A 21,246-nucleotide genomic window follows, 5' to 3' on the forward strand; every position below is an offset into this window, starting at 1 on the left:
TCACCGTGGACTTCGGTGTGGTGCTGCAGACCGACCCGCCCGCGCGGGACGTCGTGACCGGCTTGAAAGCCGCCGAGGACAACGGTTTCCGGTACGGCTGGACGTTCGACTCGACGGTGCTGTGGCAGGAGCCGTTCGTCATCTACTCGCAGGTGCTGGCGCGGACGTCGGAGCTGGTGGTCGGCCCGATGGTGACCAACCCCAGCACCCGGGACTGGTCGGTGCTGGCCAGCCTGTTCGCCACCTTGAACGACATGTTCGGCAACCGCACGGTGTGCGGCATCGGGCGCGGCGACTCCGCACGGCGGGTCATCGGGCAGAAGCCGGCGTCGCTGGCCTACCTGTCGCAGGCCATGACCGTGATCAAGGGCCTGGCCGAGGGCCGGGAGGTCGAGCACCACGGCACGCCCGTGCGCATCCCGTGGGTGCGCGACGGGAAGCTGGAGATGTGGATGGCCGCCTACGGGCCGCGGGCGTTGAAGGTGGTCGGCGAGCAGGCCGACGGGTTCATCCTGCAGACGGCCGACCCGGACATCGCGCGGTGGACCATCGGGTCGGTCCGGGACGCGGCGGAGGCGGTCGGCCGCGACCCCGCGGAGATCACCATGTGCGTCGCCGCGCCGGCTTATGTCGGCGACGACCTGCCGCACCAGCGCGAGCAGTTGCGGTGGTTCGGCGGGATGGTCGGCAACCACGTGGCCGACCTGGTCGAGCGGTACGGCGCTGGGGGTGTGGTGCCCAAGGCGCTGACCGACTACATCGAGGACCGGGAGGGTTACGACTATTCCCACCACGGGAAGGTCGGAAACCGTTCCACGGATTTCGTGCCGGATTACATCGTGGACCGGTTCTGCCTGTTGGGGCCGGCGAGTGCGCACGTCGAGCGGTTGCAGGAACTCAAGGAATTGGGCGTGGGCAATTTCGCGCTCTATTTGATGCACGACGACAAGGACAAGACTCTGACCGCTTACGGGAATGAAGTGATTCCGCACGTCCAGTGATTCCCCGGCCGGTGGACGCGGAGTGACCGCACGCGTCCACCGGCCCACGGGCCCGGGGAGCGGCCCGACGAGGGCTTGGCCGCCGCCGGCGCGGCTCGACCCGGCCGTGAACCCATGTCCGGCGATAAGCGCTGGGTGAGCACCGATAGCATCTCGGGGAAAGGCACCACCAGCGACCCGAGGAGTCACCGTGTCCCAGTCGAGCCCCGCAGCCGCTCTCGCCCCACCGCGCGTGGTGGTGCCGGCCGGGACCACTGCGGGCACGGCCGTCCGGGAGGCCGGGCTGCCGGGCAAGGGGCCGGACGCGATCGTCGTGGTCCGCGACGCCGAGGGCCACCTGCGCGACCTGTCGTGGGCGCCGAGCGTGGACGTCGAGGTCGAGGCGGTGGCCGCGGACACGGCCGACGGCCGCAGCGTGATCCGGCACTCCGCCGCGCACGTGCTGGCGCAGGCCGTGCAGCAGCAGTTCCCCGAGGCCAAGCTGGGCATCGGCCCGCCGGTCAAGGACGGCTTCTACTACGACTTCCAGGTCGAGAAGCCGTTCACGCCCGAGGACCTCCAGGCGCTGGAAAAGCGCATGAAGCAGATCATCAAGGGCGCGCAGCGGTTCGACCGGCGCGTGGTCGAGTCCGTGGACGCGGCCAAGGCGGAATTGGCGAGCGAGCCGTTCAAGCTCGAACTGGTCGACATCAAGAGCGATGTGGACACCGCCGAGGTCATGGAGATCGGCGGCGGCGAGCTGACGATCTACGACAACCTCGACCCGCGCTCGGGCGAGCGGGTGTGGGGCGACCTGTGCCGCGGCCCGCACGTGCCGACGACCAAGCACATCCCGGCGTTCAAGCTCACCCGCGTGGCGGCGGCGTACTGGCGCGGCAACGAGAACAACCCGCAGCTGCAGCGCATCTACGGCACGGCGTGGGAGTCGCAGGAGGCGCTGGACGCCTACCTGGAGCTGCTCGCCGAGGCCGAGCGCCGCGACCACCGCAAGCTCGGCGTCGAGCTGGACCTGTTCAGCTTCCCCGACGAGCTGGGCTCGGGCCTCGCGGTGTTCCACCCCAAGGGCGGCATCATCCGCCGGGAGCTGGAGAACTACTCGCGCCGCCGGCACGAGGAGGCCGACTACGAGTTCGTGAACACGCCGCACATCAGCAAGAGCGGCCTGTTCCACACCTCCGGCCACCTGCCGTACTACGCGGACACGATGTTCCCGCCCATCGAGTTCGAGGGCGAGGACTACTACCTCAAGGCCATGAACTGCCCGATGCACAACCTGATCTTCAGGTCGCGCGGGCGGTCCTACCGCGAGCTGCCGCTGCGGCTGTTCGAGTTCGGCACGGTGTACCGGTACGAGAAGTCCGGCGTGGTGCACGGCCTGACCCGCGTGCGCGGCCTGACGATGGACGACTCGCACATCTACTGCACCAAGGAGCAGATGGGCGCGGAGCTGCGGTCGCTGCTCAAGTTCGTCCTCGACCTGCTCGCCGACTACGGCCTGACCGACTTCTACCTGGAACTGTCCACCCGGGACGACTCGCCGAAGTTCATCGGCGACCCGCAGGAGTGGGAGGACGCCACCGAGACGCTGCGGCAGGCGGCCGAGGACTCCGGGCTGGAACTGGTGCCCGACCCGGGCGGCGCGGCCTACTACGGGCCGAAGATCTCGGTGCAGGCCAAGGACGCCATCGGCCGGTCGTGGCAGATGTCCACCATCCAGTTGGACTTCAACCAGCCCAAGCGGTTCGAGCTGGAGTACACCGCGCCGGACGGGTCGCGCCAGCGGCCGATCATGATCCACCGGGCGCTGTTCGGGTCGATCGAGCGGTTCTTCGGCGTGCTGACCGAGCACTACGCGGGCGCGTTCCCGGCGTGGCTGGCCCCGGTGCAGGTGGTCGGCATCCCGATCGCCGACGAGCACGTGGAGCACCTGGAGCAGGTCGCGGCCGCGTTGAAGTCGCACGGCATCCGGGTCGAAGTGGACGCTTCCGACGACCGCATGCAGAAGAAGATCCGCAACCACACCACGCAGAAGGTCCCGTTCATGCTGCTGGCCGGCGGCAAGGACGTGGAGAACGGGGCGGTCTCGTTCCGGTTCCGCGACGGCACGCAGATCAACGGCGTGCCGGTGGCGCGGGCCGTCGAGACCATCGTGGACTGGGTGGCGCGGCGCGAGAACGCCTCGCCCACGGCGGAACTGGTCCAGTGACGCCGCGGTACGAGGAGCAGGACGGGGTCGGGGTCCACGACGCGTTGCAGCGGCTGTGGACCCCGCACCGCCTCTCGTACGTGCGCGGGGAGGGCAAGGCGGTCGGCGACGAGCCGGAGGGCTGCCCGTTCTGCCGGGTGGTCGAGCTGGACGACGCCGACGGCCTGATCCTGGCGCGCGGTGAGCGGGTGTTCGCGGTGCTCAACCTGTACCCGTACAACCCGGGTCACCTGATGGTGCTGCCGTACCGGCACGTCCCGGACTACACGGACCTGACCGTGGAGGAGACGGCGGAGTTCGCGGCGTTCACGCAGCGGGCGATGCGGGTGATCCGGGCCGTGGCCTCGCCGCACGGGTTCAACATCGGCATGAACCAGGGCGTCGTGGCCGGGGCGGGGATCGCCGCGCACCTGCACCAGCACGTGGTGCCGAGGTGGGGCGGCGACGCGAACTTCATGCCGGTCATCGGGCACACGAAGGTCTTGCCGCAGTTGCTGGGCGAAACCCGGCAGTTGTTGTCGGAGGCGTGGCATTCGTGACGATTCGCCGTCACTGGTAATCGCACGTGCAGGTGCATTGGCGCGCGCGGGGTGGCGTGAATCACGCGTCTTGTGCCGGATGATCACCGCGTGACGGCCAGTATTCCCTGTGTGGCCGATCGTCACGGATCGCGTTCATCGATAACGTGCGTTTCATGACCGCACCTGAGCGTTCGCGGCTGGCCCGAGAACGGCTCTCGCGCGAGTTACGCAGGCTGCGCACGGAGGCCAAGATGACCGGCACGGCCACCGCGCGGGCGACCGGGATGAGCCAGTCCAAGCTGTCCAAGATCGAGAACGGCATGCTCCTCCCGTCCGTGACCGACGTGGAGCGCCTGGTGGCCGAGCTGTCGGCGACCCGGGAGACCAGGCTCGAACTGGTCGAACTGGCCCGCCAACTGCACGCCGAGGCCGAAACCCGCCGAGTGGTCCTGCACCGCGGCGCCCACCGCCACCAGCAAACCGTGGCCCGCATCGAGGCGAGGGCCACGACGAGCCGCTTCTTCCAGAACGCCGGCGTCCCGGCGCTGCTGCAGAGCGAGAACTACCTGCGGGTGGTCCTGTCCGCGACGCCGGCGCACGAGCAGGAGACGGCCGTGGCGACCCTGCGCAGTCGCAGGGCGCGCATGGACGACCTGGGCAAGCGCTTCGTGTTCCTGCTGGCCGAGGCGGCGCTGCGGTGGCGGATGGGGTCGGCGGACCTGATGTGCGAGCAACTGGACCACCTGCGTGGCTTGATGCGACGGCCGAACGTCCAGCTGGGGGTCGTGCCGTGGACGGCCGACGTCAACCTGGTCGCCCTGCACGGGTTCCAGGTGTACGACGAGCGGGTGGTGACGTTGAGCGTGCTGACCGGGAACGCGACGATCACCGACCCGCACGACGTGCGCGAGTACTTGACGCTGTTCAACCGGCTGGAACGGCTGGCCATGCGCGGGGAGCAGCTGGAAGACCTGCTGGACACGATCGCGACGGACCACCGGAAACTGGGCTGACCCGCCGGGTGGCGGGCGGCGCAAATCGGGCGGCGCGCGGCTGTCTCGTGGGGCCGGGGGTCGCGGCGGCTTCCGGGCGGTGGGTGGTCGGCATGGCACACAGCGCACAAGCCAGGGCGGCGCGACCGCCGCCTCGCGGCTCCGCCGCGCGCGACTTCGTCGCCGGGACCGCGCCGACGTGACGCGCGCCGCGCCCCCGACCGCCGGATCAGCCTGCGCCCACCCTCGCCCCGCCCCGCCTCGCCTCGCCCCGCCTCGCCACGCCTCGCCTCGCCCCGCCTCGCCACGCCTCGCCACGCCTCGCCCCGCCGCGCCGCCCCCTCGCCCCGTCACCTCGCGGCCTGCCCGCCGCCCCTCCCCCCGCACCGCTCGTCTCGCGGGTTTTGTCGGTGGTCCGTGGGAGAATGGTGTCGGGGGCCGGAGGCCGCGCCCGGTGCGTTCCGGGTGCGCGTGGGCGACACGACAGGGATCTTCCGGCCTACCGCGTCGGCTTGGGCTGAGCTGGGCCGTTAGGCTGCCTGGGACCCAGTCGTCCCCACCGGTAGGTGCAGTCGCCGCCCCATGCTGAACATCTTCGCCCGCGCGTCGGTCTCGCGCGTCACCGATCCGATCGGGGCGTGGCTGCTGCGCCGCGGCCTCACGCCGAACATCGTCACCGTGGCCGGGACCATCGGGTCCGTCGCGGCCTCGTTGTGGTTCATCCCGCGCGGGCAGTTGTTCGTCGGGGCCGCCCTGGTCACCGCGTTCGTCCTGTTCGACCTGATCGACGGCGCGATGGCGCGGGCCCAGGGCGGCGGGACGAGGTTCGGGGCCGTGTTGGACGCCAGTTGTGACCGGATCGCCGACGGCGCCCTGTTCGCCGCCGTCACCTGGTGGTGCTTCGGCGCGGACGAGCACGGGTTGGCGGCGGCCTCGATGGTGTCGTTGGTGGGGGCTCAGGTCATCTCGTACGTGAAGGCGCGGGCGGAGGCGTCCGGGCTCGCCGCCGACGGCGGGGTCGCCGAACGGGCCGAGCGGTTCATCGTCGTGCTTGTCGGTGTCGGGCTGCACGGGCTGGGCGTGCCGTACGTCCTCCCCGTCGCGCTGTACCTGCTGGCCGCGCTCGTCGTGGTCACGGTGGTGCAGCGGGTGCTGGCCGTGTGGCGCGCCGCGAAGGAGCTGGGGACATGAAGGAGCGGCTGGCCGACCTCGGGTACGCGGCGGGGTGGCGGCTGGTGCGGCTGTTGCCGGAGAAGGTGGCGGTCGCGGTGTTCGACCGGGCCGCCGACTTCGCCGCCAAGCGCGACGGCGACGGGGTCCGGCAGTTGCGCGCCAACCTGCGGCGGGTGGTGCCCCGGGCGGGCGAGGCGGAACTGGACGAGCTGGTCCGGCTGAGCCTGCGCTCCTACGCCCGGTACTGGCGGGAGGCGTTCCGGCTGCCGTCGATGGACCTCAAGGCCGCGTTCGCCGAGTGCGACCGGACGATCAGCGGCGTCGAGAACCTCGACGCGGCGCTCAAGGCGGGCAACGGCGCGGTGGCCGCGCTGCCGCACTGCGGCAACTGGGACATGGCGGGCGTGTGGCTGGTCGGTCACACCGGCACGTTCACCACGGTCGCCGAACGGCTCAAGCCCGAGTCGCTCTACCAGCGGTTCATCCGGTTCCGCGAGTCGCTGGGCTTCGAGGTGCTGCCGTTGACCGGCGGCGAGCGCAACCCCGCGGTGGTGCTGTCCGAACGGCTGCGCGCGAACGGTGTCGTGTGCCTGCTCGCCGACCGGGACCTGACGGCGGGCGGCGTGCCGGTGACGTTCTTCGGTGAACGCACCCTGATGCCCGCCGGCCCGGCGCACCTGGCCGCGACGACCGGTGCGGCGCTGCTCCCGGTCGGTCTGTGGTTCACCGAGGACGGCTGGTCGTTCCGCATCCACCCGCCGATCCGGGTCGCGGGCACCGGTGGCGTCGGCTCGGCCACGCAGCAGTTGGCCGACGTGTTCGCCGCCGACATCGCCGCGCACCCCACCGACTGGCACATGCTCCAGAAGCTGTGGCTCGCCGACCTGCCGGAGAGCCGGCAGAAGGCGCTGGAACGGGTGCTGGCCCGCAGGGAGGGCACCCGGTGAAGGTCGGCATCGTCTGCCCGTACTCCTTCGAGGTGCCCGGAGGGGTGCAGGCGCACGTGGTCGACCTGGCGCGCGCGCTGCGGTCCTTGGGCCACGAGGTCGAGGTGCTGGGGCCGGCCGACGACGACACGCCCGTGCCCGAGTTCGTGACCCCGGCCGGGCGGGCGGTGAGCATCCCCTACAACGGGTCGGTGGCGCGGCTGTCGTTCGGGCCGGTCTCGTTCGCGCGGGTCCGGCGGTGGATCGCCGAGCACGAATTCGACGTGCTGCACCTGCACGAACCGACCGCGCCGTCGCTGTCGATGCTGGCGCTGATGGTGGCGGACGGGCCGATCGTGGCCACCTTCCACACCTCGACGCCGCGGTCGAAGATGCTGGCCGCGTTCCAGGGCGTGCTGCAGCCGTTCCTGGAGAAGATCACGGCGCGGATCGCGGTGTCCGCGCTGGCCCGGCGCGTGCAGGTGGAGCACCTGGGCGGGGACGCGGTGGAGATCCCCAACGGCGTGGACGTCGGGTTCTTCGCCGACGCGACCCCGTTGGACGGGTACCCGCGGGCGGGCGGGACGGTCGGGTTCGTCGGCCGGTTCAGCGAGCCGCGCAAGGGCATGCCCGTGCTGCTGGAGGCGTTCCGGGCGTTGCCTGAGGACGTCCGGTTGCTCGTGGTGGGGCGCGGTGACGAGGACGAGTTCCGCAAGGCGGCCGGGCCGGAGGTGGCCGCGCGGACGGTGTTCCTGGGCATGGTGGACGACGAGACCAAGGCGCGGGCGTTGCGCAGCGTCGACGTGTACTGCGCGCCGAACACCGGTGGTGAGAGCTTCGGCATCATCCTGACCGAGGCGATGTCGGCCGGCACGGCGGTGGTGGCCAGCGACCTGGACGCGTTCCGGCGGGTGCTCGACGACGGCAAGGCGGGCGTGCTGACGCCGGTGGGCGACTCGGCGGCGCTGGCGGCGGCGTTGGGCGAGCTGCTGGCGGACCCGCGGCGGCGGGCGGACTACGTGGACGCCGCGCGGCAGCGGGTCATGACCTACGACTGGTCGGTGGTGGCGGCGCAGGTGTTGCGGGTGTACGAGAGCGCGATGGCGGCCGACCCGCGGCGGGTGGCGGAGGCGTGACGCGGGCGGGAGGGGCGTGGCGCGGGGTGGGTGAGGCGTGACCAGTTCCGGTGTGGCGCTGACGTTCCTGGTGCTGCTGGGGGTCGTGGTCCTGGTCGGGCCGTGGGTGCTGGGCACGGCGAACCGGCTGGACCGGCTGCACGTGCGGACCGACGCGGCGTGGGCGGCGTTGGACGCGGCCCTGGCGCGGCGGTCGGTGGTGACGCGGGCGGTCGCGGCGGTGTGCGGGGCGCCCGAGCTGCGCGCGGCGGCGGACCGGGCCGAACGGGCCGGGCGCGCCGACCGCGAGACGGCCGAGAACGAGCTGAGCGCCCTGCTCGACGGGCTGGACCGGTCCGTGCTGGCGCCCGCGTTGGCGGCGGAGCTGGCCGACGCCGAGCAGCGGGTCGTGCTGGCGCGGCGCGTGCACAACGACGCCGTGCGCGACACGTTGGCGCTGCGGCGGTGGCGGTTGGTGCGCTGGCTGCGGCTGGCCGGCACCGCGCCGACGCCGTCGTACTTCGAGATCGCCGAACCGGACACCGACGCCCCGACGCCGCGCGTGTCGGCCCGGGTCGTGCTGGCCGACCGCGAGGGCCGGGTGCTGCTGTTCGAGGGCTTCGACCCGGCGCGGCCCGACGAGCTGTTCTGGTTCACCGTGGGGGGCGGCGTCGAGGCGGGCGAGGAGCTGCGGGACGCGGCCGTGCGCGAGGCCCACGAGGAGACCGGGCTGGTGGTGGCACCGGACGCGCTGGTCGGGCCGGTGTGGAAGCGGCACGTCGCGTTCACGTTCGACGGGTTGAGCTTCGCGTCGGAGGAGTGGTTCTTCGTGCACCGCGTGGACGGCGTGGAGATCGACACCTCGCGGTTCCAGGAGCTGGAGCAGCGGACCATCCGCCGGCACCGGTGGTGGTCGGTGGACGAGCTGCGCGAGAGCGGGGACACGGTGTACCCGGTGCAGCTCGCCGAGGTCCTGCCCGATGCCCTGGACGGCTGGGACGGCACCACCCGCTCGATCCGCTGAGCATCGGGGGTGCTGAGCAGCGGCCGCAACCGCACCCAGCGCCGCCGATCAGGGCCGCCGCCGATCAGGGCCGCCGCCGATCAGGGCCGCCGCCGATCAGGGCCGCCGCCGATCAGGGCCGCCGCCGGTCAGAGCTGCCGCCGGTCAGAGCTGCCGGCCGGGGGCGGGTTCGCCTGCGTGGCTGCCGGGCTAGTCGTTCGTGGCTGGCTTGGTCGGCTCGGTTGTCCCGGGCCCGTGGGCTCCCCCGTCCCGCGCTCCTTGTTCACGGGACGCGCGAGTCGGTGTTTGGTGCCGAGATCGACATGTCGCACGATCGGGTGACGTGTCGGGGGCGGCGGTGGGCGGGAGGGTCAGAGGACGAAAGTGGCGATCATCTGGCCCAGCAGGCGCACGTCGGCGTGCCCGCGGAACTCCAGTCGGACCTTGCCCAGGCCGGAGAACCACAGGTCGAGTTCGGCGTCCATGTCGAAGGTGCCCGCCGTCTCGATCGAGAACGCCTGCACGCGGCTGTACGGCAGGGACGTGAAGTCCTTCTTCCGGCCCGTCATCCCCTGCACGTTCACCGCGATCACGCGCTTGTTGGTGAACACCACGAAGTCGCGCACCGTCTTGAAGCACGACACGATCTGCTCGCCCTGGATCAGGATCGGGGACACCTGGCCCGCGATGTCCTCCGGCTTGCACGGGGCGAGCTTGAACACGGACGCCTTCTCGAAGTCGATCACACCTCCGACGGTACCCCCGCCCCGGCCCACCCGGCCTGGTTCGCGCCGGATTCCCGGGAGATCCCCGACCCCGTCTCCGGGAATTCCCCGAACCGCTCTTCGTGCAGATGGGCGAAGAAGTAGCAGAAGTCCTCGGCCGAGGCGTCGTCCACCGCCAACCGGGGGTCGCGCGCGACCGCCTCGTAGAACTCCCGCCCGAGCACCACGATGAAACCGCGCGCGTAGAGGAACCCGTCGTCGGACCCGTCTGTGTGCTCGTGGACGTCCTCCCGGTCGATGTCGTACAACTTCCGCTCGCCCACGCGGTCGAGCGCGGTCAATTCCCCGCTCGTCATGTCGGCGCACAGCTCGGTCAGCCGGTCGAGCACGCCCTCGACCTGCTCCTCCAGCACGGCGGCCTGGTCGAAGCCGTCGTCCTCCTCCGGGTCGCGCCGGACCAGCGCGCGACGGGCCCGCGCGGCCTCGGCGCCCGCGCCGGCCCACGCCTGTTCCAACAGGGCCCAGAACCGGGCCTCTTCCTCAGCGGTGATCATGTCGGGGACGGTACCGAGGGGGTACGACAATTCCGCGCTCAGCGGTCGACGAAGCGCAGGCTCGTCCGGTCGTAGCGCTCGCCGGCGACCTGGTCGCGGACCCCGTCCAGCGCCTTGAGGTCGTCCTCGGACAGGACCACGTCCAGTGCGGCCAGGTTCTCCTCCAGGTTGCGCCGGCGACGCGTTCCGGGGATCGGCACGACGTCCGGCCCGCGGTGCTGGACCCAGGCCAGCGCGAGCTGTCCCGCGGTGACGCCCTTCGCCGCGGCCAACTCCTCGACGACAGCCACGACGGCGAGGTTGTGTTCCAGGTTGCCCTCCGAGAAGCGTGGCTGCGACCGCCGGACGTCGTTGTCCGCCAAGGCCTCCACCGACCGGTACCGCCCGGTCAGGAAACCCCGTCCCAGCGGCGAGAACGGCACCAGGCCGATGCCCAGCTCGCGGCACACCGGCACGACCGTGTCCTCGATGTCCCTGGTCCACAGCGACCACTCGCTCTGCAACGCCGAGATCGGGTGGACGGCGTGCGCGCGCCGGATCGTGGCCGCGCTCGCCTCCGACAACCCCAGGTGCCGCACCTTGCCCAGCCTGACCAGCTCGGACATCGCCTCGACGGTCTCCTCGACCGGCACCGACGGGTCGACGCGGTGCAGGTAGTACAGGTCGATGTGGTCCACCCCGAGCCGCCGCAACGAGTCCTCGCACGCCTTGCGCACGTGGAACGCGTCGCCGCGGATCACGGTCGGTTCGCCCAGGCGGTTGGCGAACCCGAACTTCGTGGCGATCACGACCTGGTCGCGTCGCCCGGCGATCGCCCGCCCGATCAGCTCCTCGTTGTGCCCGGAGCCGTAGAAGTCGGCGGTGTCGAGCAGCGTGACGCCGAGGTCCAGGGCGCGGTGCAGGGTCGCGATCGACTGGGCGTCGTCGGAAGTCCCGTAGCCGTGGCTCATGCCCATGCAGCCCAGGCCTTGCGCGGAAACGGCGAGGTCGCCCAGGTGTCGGGTGGGGATCATGTCTGCCTCCTGTGTCGTGGACCTTCCACACAGGACGCTACGAACTGGAGCGCGCTCAAGGTCAAGCGTGCTGGTTGGTGATGAAGGCGGCTATCGAGGAAGTTGGCGCGCGGCCCGTGGTGCGTTGGTAGCGGGCCACCAGGTCGCGGTGGCGGATGGCGCTGCCCAGGCGTCTTTCCAGGCGTAGCAACGGGTTGCGGCGTGGGGGCGGGAAGGCCCGGGCCAGGCGGTGGGCCAGTGCGAGGCGATCGACCCCGGCGGTGTCGAGGACCCAGGCCACTCCCGGGTCGAGGGCGACCAGGACCAGGGCCAGGTGTTCCGGGCGGTGTCGGCGCTCGCGGCGGGCCAGGGCGAAGCGGAGGGAGGCTTCGTAGGCGGCTTGGGCGTCGAGGCCGAGGGGTGGGTCGAGCCGGGCGCAGCGCCGCCGGGCTCCGGCTCCGCCCAGCGGGAACAGGGGTTCCCCGGCGGGTGGGTGGTCCAGGCTGATGCCGGCCGTGAGCTGGTCGAAGTCGATGCCGAGCGTGGCGAGGGCCGCGCGGTCCGCCGCCGCGCCGGCTCCTCGGGGCGCGGCTCGTCGGACGGCTTCGCGGGCTCGCGTCTTCGTGGCCGGTGAAACCGGTGAGGGCCAGCAGGAGGTGTTCGCTGCCGGCGCGGGGGTGGCCGAGGTCGCGGGCGATCCGGAGGGCGCGGTCGACGACGCGGCCGAGTTCGGGGTCAGCGCGGAACATCGGGCTCGCTCCGTCCGTGTTTGCGGTGCACGGTCTGCTTGGTGACGCCGAGGCGGGTGGCGATGTCGCGCCAGGACCAGCCGGCGCGGCGGGCGGCGGCGACGTGCGCGGCCTCCAGTTGCTCGACCAGGACCCGCAGGCGGGCGACGGCGCGCAACCCGGCGTCCGGGTCGGTGCCCTGCGCGGCCTGGCCGAGATCGGCGATGGTGGACATGTCGTCAACATATGCTGACGATGGGCGGAGCGTCAACACATGCTGACGACAGGTTGTTCACAGCCGGCGATCAGGGTCCGCTCAGGTGGGGGACGCACGCTGGTGGGGCAGACCCTTGAGCACAGGAGCCGAGCCATGCCAGACCCACGCCCCGAGGACACGCCGGACGCCGGCACGCGCCCCTTGCCCACGCCACCCGCCGAGGACTCCACGCACACCGCCGGAACCGCGCATACCGCCGGAACCGGGCCGGCGCGCGGGCCGCAGGCCGCCGACCCGGGGCCGCACACGCCCGCCACCGAGGCCGGCACGCACGCAGCCTGGGCGGAGGCGGCGGGGGCCGAGCCGCCGGCCGGGCCCGGAGGCGGGATTCCGCCGTCCCACAACCCGCCGCCGCCCGGTCACACCGGATTCCCGCCGCCCGGCCGAAGCTCGGCCGTCGGCAGGTTCGCCCGGCACCGGGCCACCCAACTGGTCGCCGTCGGGCTGCTCGGCCTCGTCCTCGGCGGCGGGATCGTGTCCATGGTCGACCACGACCGCGGGCACGACCGGCGTGGTGGGGCGTTCGAGCGGCCCGGGCATTCTCGGATGGACGATCGGGGGCCGGCCCGGGAGCGGTGACGTCAGCTCAGGAAGCCGCGCAGCAGGGAGGCCGTGCCGTCCAGGTGTTCGGCCATCGCCCGCCGCGCGGCTTCCGGGTCGCCTTCCAGGATGCGCGTCACGATCAGCTCGTGCTGGTCGTTCGAGTGCGCCAGGTTCGGCGGCAGCAGCGGGATGCGGTCCAGCAGCTCGTTCACCCGCATCCGGACGTCGGCGATCGCCGCGGTGAGCGACGCCGAGCCCGTGGACTCCGCGATCGCCAGGTGCAGGCGCGAGTCCTTGCGGCGGTACTCGTCCAGCGACGCGCACGAGCACTCGGTCAGGCGGGCGCCCAGGTTGCGGCGTTCCGCGGGACCCAGGGAACGGGACGCGGCGCACTCGACGGCGCCGGTCTCCAGGACCGTGCGCAGGGTCAGGGCGTCGAGCAGCTCGGGCGTCGCGATGGGACGGCCCGGGGAGGCCGCCGGCAGGGTGGTGTTCACGAACGTCCCGCCGTACCGGCCGCGCCGCGACTCGACGTACCCGGCGTCCTGCAACGACCGGATCGCCTCGCGCAGCGTCACCCGGCTCACCCCGAGCCGGGTCGCCAGCTCCCGTTCCGCGGGCAGCCGCTCCCCCGGCGGGACGACGCCCAGCCGGATCGCCTGCATGAGCCGCTCGACGGTCTCCTCGAACGCGTTGCCCGCCCGGACCGGGCGGAACAACGCGTCCTGCAAGGGCATCATCACAGCGGGGTAACGTAGGCGCCCGCGATCCCGCCGTCCACCAGGAAGTTCGACGCGGTGATGAACGACGAGTCGTCGCTGGCCAGGAACGCCACCGCCGCCGCGATCTCCTCCGGCTCGGCGAACCGCCCCAGCGGCACGTGCACCAGCCGCCGCGCCGCCCGCTCGGGGTCCTTCGCGAACAGCTCCCGCAGCAGCGGCGTGTTGACCGGTCCGGGCGACAGGGCGTTGACCCGCACCCCCTGCCGCGCGAACTGCACGCCCAGCTCCCGGCTCATCGCCAGCACGCCGCCCTTGGAGGCGGTGTAGGAGATCTGGGACGTGGCCGCGCCCATCGTCGCCACGAAGGACGCCGTGTTGATCACGGAACCCTTGCCCTTCTCCAGCATGTGCGGGATGGCGTACTTGCAGCACAGGTAGACCGACGTGAGGTTGACCTTCTGCACCCGGTCCCACGCCTCGATGCCCGTGGTGAGGATCGAGTCGTCGTCCGGCGGCGAGATGCCCGCGTTGTTGAACGCGATGTCCACCGACCCGTAGGTGTCCGCGGTGGTCCGGTAGAGCGCCGACACCTGCTCCTCGTCGGTCACGTCCACCTGCACGAACAGGCCGTCCACCTCGTCGGCGGCGGCCTTGCCGGTGCCCGCGTCGAGGTCCGCGACGACCACCCGCGCGCCCTCGCTCGCGAGCCTGCGCGCCGAGGCCAGGCCGATCCCGCTGCCGCCGCCGGTGACGACGGCCACCCGGCCTTCCAGTCGCTGTGCCATGTCTCTCCCAATCATCAATGAGCGATGAAGACGTTCTTGGTCTCGGTGAACGGTTCGAGCGCGTCGGGTCCGAGCTCCCGCCCCAGGCCGGACTGCTTGAACCCGCCGAACGGCGTCCAGTAGCGCACCGAGGAGTGCGAGTTGACCGACAGGTTGCCGGCTTCCACCGCCCGCGACACGCGCAGCGCCCGGCCCACGTCCCGCGTCCAGATCGAGCCGGACAGCCCGTACTCGCTGTCGTTGGCCAGGCGGACGGCGTCCTCCTCCTCGGCGAACGGGATCACCGCCACCACGGGCCCGAAGATCTCCTCCACCGCCGCCGGGTCGCGCGGGGACACGGGCGCGAGGACCGTTGGGGGGAACCAGAACCCGGGTCCGTCCGGTGCCGAACCCCGGAACGCGACCGGCGCGTCGTCGGGCACGTAGGCCGACACCCGGTCGAGCTGCGTGGCCGAGATCAGCGGGCCCATCTCGGTCTTCTCGTCGCCCGGGTCGCCCACGACGACACCCTTGACCGCGGGTTCCAGCAGTTCCATGAACCGGTCGTACACCGAGGCCTGCACCAGGATGCGCGACCGGGCGCAGCAGTCCTGCCCGGCGTTGTCGAACACGCCGTAGGGCGCGGTCGCGGCGGCCTGCTCCAGGTCGGCGTCGGCGAAGACGATGTTGGCCGACTTGCCGCCCAGCTCCAGCGTCACCCGCTTCACCTGCTCGGCGCAGCCCGCCATGATCTGCTTGCCCACCCGCGTGGACCCGGTGAACACCACCTTGCGCACCGCCGGGTGCGTCACGAACCGTTGCCCCACAACGGGTCCGGCTCCCGGGACCACCTGGAGGACACCCTCCGGGAGGCCCGCCTCCAACGCCAGCTCCGCCAGCCGCAGAGCCGTCAACGGCGTCAGTTCGGCGGGCTTGAGCACCACGGTGTTCCCGGCCGCCAGCGCCGGCGCGAAGCCCCAGCCCGCGATGGGCATCGGGAAGTTCCACGGCACGATCACGCCCACCACGCCGAGCGGCTCCTGGAACGTCACGTCCCAGCCGCCCGCCACCGGGATCTGCCGCCCGAACAGCCGTTCCGGCGCGGCGGCGTAGTAGTGCAGGACGTCGCGGACGTTCCCGGCCTCCCAACGGGCGTTGCCGATGGTGTGCCCGGCGTTGAGCACCTCCAGCGCGGCCAGCTCCTCGATCGCGCCGTCCACCTTGTCGGCGAACCGGCGCAGCAGCCTCGCCCGGTCACCCGGCGCGACCGCCTTCCACGCCGGGAACGCGGCCCGCGCGCGCTCGATCGCCGCGTCGGCCTCCTCGACCGACGCCAGCTCGACCGACCGCACGACCTCCGCCGTCGCCGGGTTGATGACCTCGAAGGCAGTCACTCGCCCCCACCCTTCCTCGCCGCCTCGACGAACGCCCCGAAGACCCGGTCCTCCCGGCCGGCCTCCGGGTGCGACTGGACACCCACCACGAACCGCCGGTCCGGCAGTTCGACCGCTTCCACGACCCCGTCCGGGGCGCGGCCCACCACGGACAGCCCTTCCCCGAGCACGTCCACCGCCTGGTGGTGGTGGCACAGCACCGACACCGCCGGCCCGACGACCCCGGAAAGCCGGCTGCCCGGCGACACCGCCACGTCGACCTTCTCGAACACCGCCGGCGTCACGTTGTGCCCTTCGACGTGCTGGACCAGCGTGCCGCCCAGCACCACGTTGAGGACCTGCATCCCCCGGCACACCGCCAGCAACGGCAGGTCCGCCGCGAGGGCCGAGGCCACCAGCGCGAACTCCGAAGCGTCCCGCTCGACGGCCGCCGGGCCGGTGCGGGGGTCGCGGGCCGCGCCGTAGCGGGCGGGATCGACGTCCGCGCCGCCGGCGACCACGAGACCTTCCAGGAACGACAGGTCCGACCACTGCCCCACCGGCGGCAGCAGCACCGGCTGACCGCCCGCCCGCACCACGGAGTCGAGGTAGTCCCGGTGCAGCACGGCCGCGTCCACGTCCCACACGCCGAACCGCGTCCGTTCCAGGTACGTGCTGATCCCGATGAGCGGCCTAGAGCCGTTCGAAGCCACGGATGCGCTCCCAGTCGGTGACGGTCGAGTCGTAGGCGGCCAGCTCCACCCGGGCCGCGTTGAGGTAGTGGTCCACGACGTCCTTGCCGAACGCCTCCCGCGCGATGCCGCTCTGCGCCAGGAGAGACGCCGCGTCGCGCAGGGTCGTCGGCACGGTCGCCCGGTCCGAGCCGTAGGCGTTGCCCTCGAACGCGTCCTCCAACTGGAGCTCGTTCTCCACGCCGTGCAGCCCGGCCGCGATCAGCGCGGCCACCGCCAGGTACGGGTTGACGTCCCCGCCGGGCACGCGGTTCTCGAACCGCAGCGACTGCCCGTGCCCGACCACGCGCAGCGCGCACGTCCGGTTGTCCCGGCCCCACGCCACCGCCGTCGGCGCGAAGCTACCCGGCACGAACCGCTTGTAGGAGTTGACGTTGGGCGCGAGGAAGTAGGTCAGCTCGCGCAACCCGGCAAGCTGCCCGGCCAGGAACGACTTCATCAGCGCCGACATCCCGTGCCCCTCGGCGAACACCGGTGTGCCGTCGGTGGCGCGCAGGCTCAGGTGGATGTGGCAGGAGTTGCCCTCGCGCTCGTTGTACTTCGCCATGAAGGTCAACGACTTGCCGTGCTGGGCCGCGATCTCCTTGGCGCCGGTCTTGTAGACGCTGTGGTTGTCGCACGTGGCCAGCGCTTCCTTGTAGCGGAACGCGATCTCGTGCTGACCGGGGTTGCACTCGCCCTTGGCCGACTCGACCTCCAGGCCGGCGCCCGCCATGTGGTTGCGGATGGCGCGCAGCAGCGGCTCGATGCGGGCGGTGCCCAGCAGGGAGTAGTCGACGTTGTACTGGTTCGACGGCGTCAGGTCGCGGTAGCCACGCTTCCAGGCGTCCTCGTAGGTGTCGTCGAAGACGATGAACTCCAACTCGGTGCCCACGAAGGCCTGCAAGCCGCGTTCGGCCAGCCGGTCGAGCTGGCGGCGCAGGACCTGCCGGGGCGAGGCGACGACGGGGTCGCCGTTCTCCCACTCGACGTCGCACAGCACCATCGCGGTGCCCTCGTGCCACGGCACGCGGCGCAGCGTGGACAGATCGGGCTTCATCACGAAGTCGCCGTAGCCGCGGTCCCAGGACGACATCGAGTAGCCGGCGACGGTGTTCATGTCGACGTCCACCGCGAGCAGGTAGTTGCAGCCCTCGGCGGCGTGCGCCAGGACCTCGTCCAGGAAGTAGCGCGCGGCGCAGCGCTTGCCCTGCAGCCGGCCCTGCATGTCCACGATCGCCACCAGGACGGTGTCGATCTCACCGGTGTCCACGAGCCCGCGCAACTCCTCGACGGTGAGCATCCCGGCGTACCTCCAAAGGTATGACAGCGAGCCATTGGACGCCCCATCCTGGCATCAACCAGCTCAGGACACTAGTCCCCCATTGACATGACCGCAGGCCACGCGCCACCCTCAACCACCTTCAAAGGAGCGCAACTAACCCATTAGGGAGCGCAGATGGCGAAGCACGTCGAGTACGAGAAGGTGGGCGACGAGTACCTGGAGCACCGACAGCTCAAACGCGGCGCGGCGGGCTGGGTCCTGCTGGCCGGACTCGGTGTCTCGTACGTGATCTCCGGCGACTTCGCCGGTTGGAACTTCGGCATCGCCGAAGGCGGGTGGGGCGGCCTGCTCATCGCCACGGTCCTGATGGGCGCCATGTACACGTGCATGGTGTTCGGACTGGCCGAACTCGCCGCGGCGCTCCCCGTGGCCGGCGCCGGCTACGGTTTCGCCCGCCGCGCGCTCGGCCCGCTGGGCGGCTTCGCCACCGGTATCGCCATCCTCATCGAGTACGCCATCGCGCCCGCCGCCATCGCCGTGTTCATCGGCGGGTACGTCGAGACGCTGGGCCTGTTCGGCCTGACCAACTCGTGGCCGGTGTACCTCGTGTGCTTCCTGATCTTCATCGGCGTGCACCTGTACGGCGTGGGCGAGGCGCTGCGGCTGATGTTCGTGATCACCGGCGTCGCCGTGGTGGCGCTGCTGGCGTTCGTGATCGGCATGATCCCCAAGTTCGACGCGGACAAGCTGTTCGACGTCGGCGGCGGCTCGTTCCTGCCGTTCGGGGTGACCGGCGCGTTGGGCGCGCTGGTGTTCGCGATCTGGTTCTTCCTGGCCGTGGAGGGCGTGCCGCTGGCCGCCGAGGAGGCGCGCGACCCGAAGCGGGACATGCCGCGCGGCATCATCGGCGCGATGCTGGTGCTGCTGCTGTTCGCCGGGGCCATCCTGGTGTTCGCGCCCGGCGGGGCGGGGTCGGAGGCGTTGAAGGCGTCCAACAACCCGTTGCCCGACGCGGTGCGGGCCGCGTACGGCGGGGACAACCCGCTCGCCCAGGTCGTGAACTACGTGGGTCTGGCCGGCCTGGTCGCCAGCTTCTTCTCGATCATCTTCGCCTACTCGCGGCAGTTGTTCGCGCTGTCCCGCGCCGGGTACCTGCCGCGTTGGCTGTCCCGGACGGGCAAGCGCAAGACGCCGTACCTGGCCTTGATCGTGCCCGGCGCGATCGGGTTCGTCCTGGCGTCGGTGACCCGCAACGGCGCGTTGCTCATCAACATCGCGGTGTTCGGCGCGGCGCTGTCGTACGTGCTGATGATGTTGTCGCACATCGTGTTGCGGGTGCGCGAGCCGAACCTGGAGCGCCCGTACCGCACGCCGGGCGGCATCGTGACCACGGGCGTGGCGCTGGTGCTGGCGGTCGCGGCGGTGGTGGCGACGTTCTTCGTGGACGAGCTGGCCGCCGGCATCACCGCGGGCATCGTCGTGGTCGCCCTGGCCTACTTCTGGTTCTACAGCCGCCACCACCTGGTCGCCGCCGCGCCGGAGGAGGAGTTCGCGGCCATCGCGCAGGCGGAGAAGGAGCTGGGCTGACCTACGGACCAGCACGAGTGGCGGAAGATCCTTCGGTCCGCGCGGCGACCGGCCGATGAACCTACTGGCCGGTCGCCCTCCTACTGGAGATGTGCGCGCCCGACCCCTCCTGGCAGTATCCAGGGCGTGAGTGACATTCAACGAGTTGGAGTGGTGGGTGGCGGGCTCATGGGGTCCGGCATCGCCGAGGTCTGCGCGCGCGCCGGCCTCGACGTGCTGGTCTCCGAGGTCAGCCACGACGCCACCGAGGCCGCGCGGGGGCGGATCGCCTCCTCGCTCGGCAAGGGTGTGCGCAGCGGCAAGCTGAGCGCGGAGGACCGGGACGCCGCGCTGGAGCGGCTGCGGTTCACCACCGACCTCGCCGACTTCGCCGACCGGAACCTGGTCGTCGAGGCCGTCGCGGAGAACGAGCAGGTCAAGACCGAGGTCTTCGCCACGCTGGACAAGGTCGTCGAGGACCGCCGGGCGATCTTCGCCTCGAACACGTCCTCGATCCCGATCATGAAGCTGGGCATGGCCACCAGCCGCCCCGAGCAGGTCATCGGCGTGCACTTCTTCAACCCGGTGCCGGTGCTCAAGCTGGTCGAGCTGGTCCCCTCGCTGCTGACCGGCGAGCAGACCCGCGAGCGGGCCGAGGCCTTCGTCACGCAGGTCCTGCACAAGGAGGTCATCCTCTCCCAGGACCGCGCCGGGTTCGTGGTGAACGCCCTGCTCATCCCGTACCTGCTGTCCTCGATCCGGATGCTGGAGTCCGGCTTCGCCTCCGCCGAGGACATCGACAACGGCATGGTGCTGGGCTGCGCGCACCCGATGGGTCCGCTGCGCCTGGCCGACCTGATCGGCCTGGACACCACCAAGGCGATCGCCGAGTCGATGTACGAGGAGTTCAAGGAGCCCCTCTACTCGCCGCCGCCGCTGCTGCTGCGCATGGTCGACGCGGGGCTGCTGGGCAAGAAGAGCGGGCGCGGGTTCCACAACTACTCCCGCTGACACCCGCGGCGCGGGTCTCCCCTCCCCGGGAGACCCGCGTGCGCGTCAGGCGTGCAGGCCGGGGACGGGCCGGCCGTACACGTCGAACCGGAAGTACACGCCGAGGTCCGGCCGCGACCCGGTCGCGCGCACGCTGAGCAGCTCGTGCCGGCCGGGAGCCGTGCCCGGTCGCGCCAGCGCCGCCGCCACCGCCCGGTGCCGCCCGGGGTCCACCCCGTAGCGCCGCAGCACGGCCGCGACCCGGTCGGCCGCCTCCCGCTCGTCGCGCGCCGCGCCGGGCAGTCGCAGGTAGACGTTCGCCTCGTCGGGCACGTCCACACCCGACCGGAACGCCAGGCACGTCATCGGCTCGTTGTCGGGCAGCGCGGGCGAGCCGTAGACGTCCCGGTAGGCCGGTTCGAGCACGCCGGGGTCGTGCCGCCGCGCCAGCGACGCCACCTCGTCCAGGTCGACCAGCCCGACGTGGCGGAAGTAGACCTTCACCCGCGCCAGCGGGCTGTCGGCGAGGTCGAGGGCGAAGAACTCCAACTGGTGCCCCGCTTCGGCCAGCGCGTCGTAGGAGCGGGCCACCCGGTCCCACGCGCGCGCCAGCCCGAGCCTGGACATCGCGGCGCACATCACCTCCGGCACCGCCGGCACGCCCCGCGCCTGCGGGTTGAGGTAGACCTTGTAGCCGGGCGCCGCGCCGGGGCGGTAGGACATCGAGAGCCACACCGTCGGCCGGAACGACTCGGGTTCGTCCACGACGAACAGGTCCTCCACGGCGAGGTAGCGCTCCAGGGAGACGCCCGGTCGGGCGGCCAGCGTTCGGGTGAGCGCCCGACCCGCCTCTTGGGCGGCTCGCGGCGTCGGCGCGTCACCGCCGGGTTCGAACAACACCCGCAATTCCGGCCGGCCGCGCCGCCAGCTCACCGAGAATTCGACGGGGAATCCGTCGCGGGAGACGAACGACGGATAGGCGCAATCCGCGCCGATCGGGCGGTCGGCCCAGGGGCCGAGCAGGGAATCCAACTCGGCCGCCGCCGCGGGGCCCACCGG

The 21,246-nt window shown here is 71.8% G+C and carries 22 protein-coding genes; 12 read left to right on the top strand and 10 right to left on the bottom strand.

What is annotated here, in order from left to right:
• The first annotated feature begins 5 nt into the window (after positions 1 to 5).
• From AB0A74_RS02180 to AB0A74_RS02215, 8 genes are all read left to right on the top strand, one after another.
• Positions 6 to 1,001, top strand: a complete 996-nt coding sequence (locus AB0A74_RS02180) for a TIGR03842 family LLM class F420-dependent oxidoreductase (RefSeq protein WP_358247063.1) — start codon at positions 6 to 8, stop codon at positions 999 to 1,001.
• Between the two features lie 190 nt (positions 1,002 to 1,191).
• Positions 1,192 to 3,207, top strand: a complete 2,016-nt coding sequence (gene thrS, locus AB0A74_RS02185; protein ID WP_358247064.1) for a threonine--tRNA ligase — start codon at positions 1,192 to 1,194, stop codon at positions 3,205 to 3,207.
• Positions 3,204 to 3,746, top strand: coding sequence for an HIT domain-containing protein (locus AB0A74_RS02190; RefSeq protein WP_358247065.1), 543 nt, complete (start codon positions 3,204 to 3,206; stop codon positions 3,744 to 3,746). Before thrS ends, AB0A74_RS02190 begins: the two co-directional genes overlap by 4 nt.
• 155 nt (positions 3,747 to 3,901) lie before the next feature.
• Complete coding sequence (locus AB0A74_RS02195) at positions 3,902 to 4,741, top strand: helix-turn-helix transcriptional regulator (RefSeq protein ID WP_343931870.1); 840 nt, start codon at positions 3,902 to 3,904, stop codon at positions 4,739 to 4,741.
• Between the two features lie 561 nt (positions 4,742 to 5,302).
• The gene (pgsA, locus tag AB0A74_RS02200; RefSeq protein WP_358247066.1) at positions 5,303 to 5,911 is read left to right on the top strand and encodes a phosphatidylinositol phosphate synthase; all 609 of its coding nucleotides are present in this window, start codon (positions 5,303 to 5,305) and stop codon (positions 5,909 to 5,911) included.
• Positions 5,908 to 6,840: a phosphatidylinositol mannoside acyltransferase gene (locus tag AB0A74_RS02205; protein ID WP_358247067.1), complete on the top strand. Its 933-nt coding sequence runs from the start codon at positions 5,908 to 5,910 to the stop codon at positions 6,838 to 6,840. The genes pgsA and AB0A74_RS02205 overlap by 4 nt, the downstream gene beginning before the upstream one ends.
• Positions 6,837 to 7,955, top strand: a complete 1,119-nt coding sequence (locus tag AB0A74_RS02210; protein ID WP_358247068.1) for a glycosyltransferase family 4 protein — start codon at positions 6,837 to 6,839, stop codon at positions 7,953 to 7,955. The genes AB0A74_RS02205 and AB0A74_RS02210 overlap by 4 nt, the downstream gene beginning before the upstream one ends.
• Positions 7,956 to 7,992: 37 nt before the next feature.
• Positions 7,993 to 8,958: an NUDIX domain-containing protein gene (locus AB0A74_RS02215; RefSeq protein WP_358247069.1), complete on the top strand. Its 966-nt coding sequence runs from the start codon at positions 7,993 to 7,995 to the stop codon at positions 8,956 to 8,958.
• A 350-nt stretch (positions 8,959 to 9,308) separates the two neighbouring features.
• Here the strand turns inward: AB0A74_RS02215 and AB0A74_RS02220 are convergent, their stop codons facing one another.
• Genes AB0A74_RS02220 through AB0A74_RS02230 form a run of 3 tightly spaced genes read right to left on the bottom strand, consistent with a single transcriptional unit; the run spans position 9,309 to position 11,229 of the window.
• Positions 9,309 to 9,683, bottom strand: a complete 375-nt coding sequence (locus AB0A74_RS02220; protein ID WP_121219447.1) for a PH domain-containing protein — start codon at positions 9,681 to 9,683, stop codon at positions 9,309 to 9,311.
• Entirely contained in the window at positions 9,680 to 10,216 is a 537-nt protein-coding gene (locus tag AB0A74_RS02225) for a DUF4240 domain-containing protein (protein WP_358247070.1), read from the bottom strand. Before AB0A74_RS02225 ends, AB0A74_RS02220 begins: the two co-directional genes overlap by 4 nt.
• Before the next feature lie 38 nt (positions 10,217 to 10,254).
• Complete coding sequence (locus AB0A74_RS02230; RefSeq protein WP_358247071.1) at positions 10,255 to 11,229, bottom strand: aldo/keto reductase; 975 nt, start codon at positions 11,227 to 11,229, stop codon at positions 10,255 to 10,257.
• Positions 11,230 to 11,458: 229 nt separating this feature from the next.
• On the opposite strand from AB0A74_RS02230, the gene AB0A74_RS02235 reads away from it, so the two are divergent.
• Positions 11,459 to 11,842, top strand: coding sequence for a hypothetical protein (locus AB0A74_RS02235; protein WP_358247072.1), 384 nt, complete (start codon positions 11,459 to 11,461; stop codon positions 11,840 to 11,842).
• Positions 11,843 to 11,943: 101 nt separating this feature from the next.
• On the opposite strand, the gene AB0A74_RS02240 is transcribed toward AB0A74_RS02235, so the two are convergent.
• Positions 11,944 to 12,171 carry a helix-turn-helix domain-containing protein gene (locus tag AB0A74_RS02240; RefSeq protein WP_358247073.1) on the bottom strand — a complete coding sequence of 76 codons (228 nt, stop codon included), beginning with the start codon at positions 12,169 to 12,171 and terminating at the stop codon, positions 11,944 to 11,946.
• Between the two features lie 135 nt (positions 12,172 to 12,306).
• Between AB0A74_RS02240 and AB0A74_RS02245 the strand changes: the two genes are divergently transcribed.
• The gene (locus AB0A74_RS02245; protein WP_358247074.1) at positions 12,307 to 12,792 is read left to right on the top strand and encodes a hypothetical protein; all 486 of its coding nucleotides are present in this window, start codon (positions 12,307 to 12,309) and stop codon (positions 12,790 to 12,792) included.
• A 2-nt stretch (positions 12,793 to 12,794) separates the two neighbouring features.
• Here AB0A74_RS02245 and AB0A74_RS02250 read toward each other — a convergent pair whose 3' ends face one another.
• From AB0A74_RS02250 to AB0A74_RS02270, 5 genes are read right to left on the bottom strand one after another with little or no spacing between them, the layout of a single operon-like run.
• Positions 12,795 to 13,496 carry a GntR family transcriptional regulator gene (locus AB0A74_RS02250; protein ID WP_358247075.1) on the bottom strand — a complete coding sequence of 234 codons (702 nt, stop codon included), beginning with the start codon at positions 13,494 to 13,496 and terminating at the stop codon, positions 12,795 to 12,797.
• On the bottom strand, positions 13,496 to 14,263 hold the full coding sequence (locus AB0A74_RS02255; RefSeq protein ID WP_358247076.1) for a 3-oxoacyl-ACP reductase: 768 nt from the start codon (positions 14,261 to 14,263) through the stop codon (positions 13,496 to 13,498). Before AB0A74_RS02255 ends, AB0A74_RS02250 begins: the two co-directional genes overlap by 1 nt.
• Positions 14,264 to 14,277: 14 nt before the next feature.
• On the bottom strand, positions 14,278 to 15,636 hold the full coding sequence (locus AB0A74_RS02260; protein ID WP_358247077.1) for an aldehyde dehydrogenase family protein: 1,359 nt from the start codon (positions 15,634 to 15,636) through the stop codon (positions 14,278 to 14,280).
• The gene (locus AB0A74_RS02265) at positions 15,633 to 16,328 is read right to left on the bottom strand and encodes a gamma-glutamyl-gamma-aminobutyrate hydrolase family protein (protein ID WP_358247078.1); all 696 of its coding nucleotides are present in this window, start codon (positions 16,326 to 16,328) and stop codon (positions 15,633 to 15,635) included. The genes AB0A74_RS02260 and AB0A74_RS02265 overlap by 4 nt, the downstream gene beginning before the upstream one ends.
• Positions 16,309 to 17,649 (bottom strand): glutamine synthetase family protein, encoded by a 1,341-nt coding sequence (locus AB0A74_RS02270; protein WP_358247079.1) that lies wholly within the window; start codon positions 17,647 to 17,649, stop codon positions 16,309 to 16,311. The genes AB0A74_RS02265 and AB0A74_RS02270 overlap by 20 nt, the downstream gene beginning before the upstream one ends.
• A gap of 156 nt (positions 17,650 to 17,805) precedes the next feature.
• Here AB0A74_RS02270 and eat point away from each other — a divergent pair, with 156 nt between their 5' ends.
• Positions 17,806 to 19,218 (top strand): ethanolamine permease, encoded by a 1,413-nt coding sequence (gene eat / locus AB0A74_RS02275; RefSeq protein ID WP_358247080.1) that lies wholly within the window; start codon positions 17,806 to 17,808, stop codon positions 19,216 to 19,218.
• A gap of 126 nt (positions 19,219 to 19,344) precedes the next feature.
• The gene (locus AB0A74_RS02280; RefSeq protein ID WP_358247081.1) at positions 19,345 to 20,208 is read left to right on the top strand and encodes a 3-hydroxybutyryl-CoA dehydrogenase; all 864 of its coding nucleotides are present in this window, start codon (positions 19,345 to 19,347) and stop codon (positions 20,206 to 20,208) included.
• 45 nt (positions 20,209 to 20,253) lie between these two features.
• On the opposite strand, the gene AB0A74_RS02285 is transcribed toward AB0A74_RS02280, so the two are convergent.
• Positions 20,254 to 21,243, bottom strand: a complete 990-nt coding sequence (locus AB0A74_RS02285; RefSeq protein WP_358247082.1) for a tryptophan dimethylallyltransferase family protein — start codon at positions 21,241 to 21,243, stop codon at positions 20,254 to 20,256.
• Between the last annotated feature and the right edge of the window lie 3 nt (positions 21,244 to 21,246).

The sequence above is a fragment of the Saccharothrix sp. NPDC042600 genome (genome assembly GCF_040647305.1).
GTDB lineage: Bacteria > Actinomycetota > Actinomycetes > Mycobacteriales > Pseudonocardiaceae > Actinosynnema > Actinosynnema mutabilis.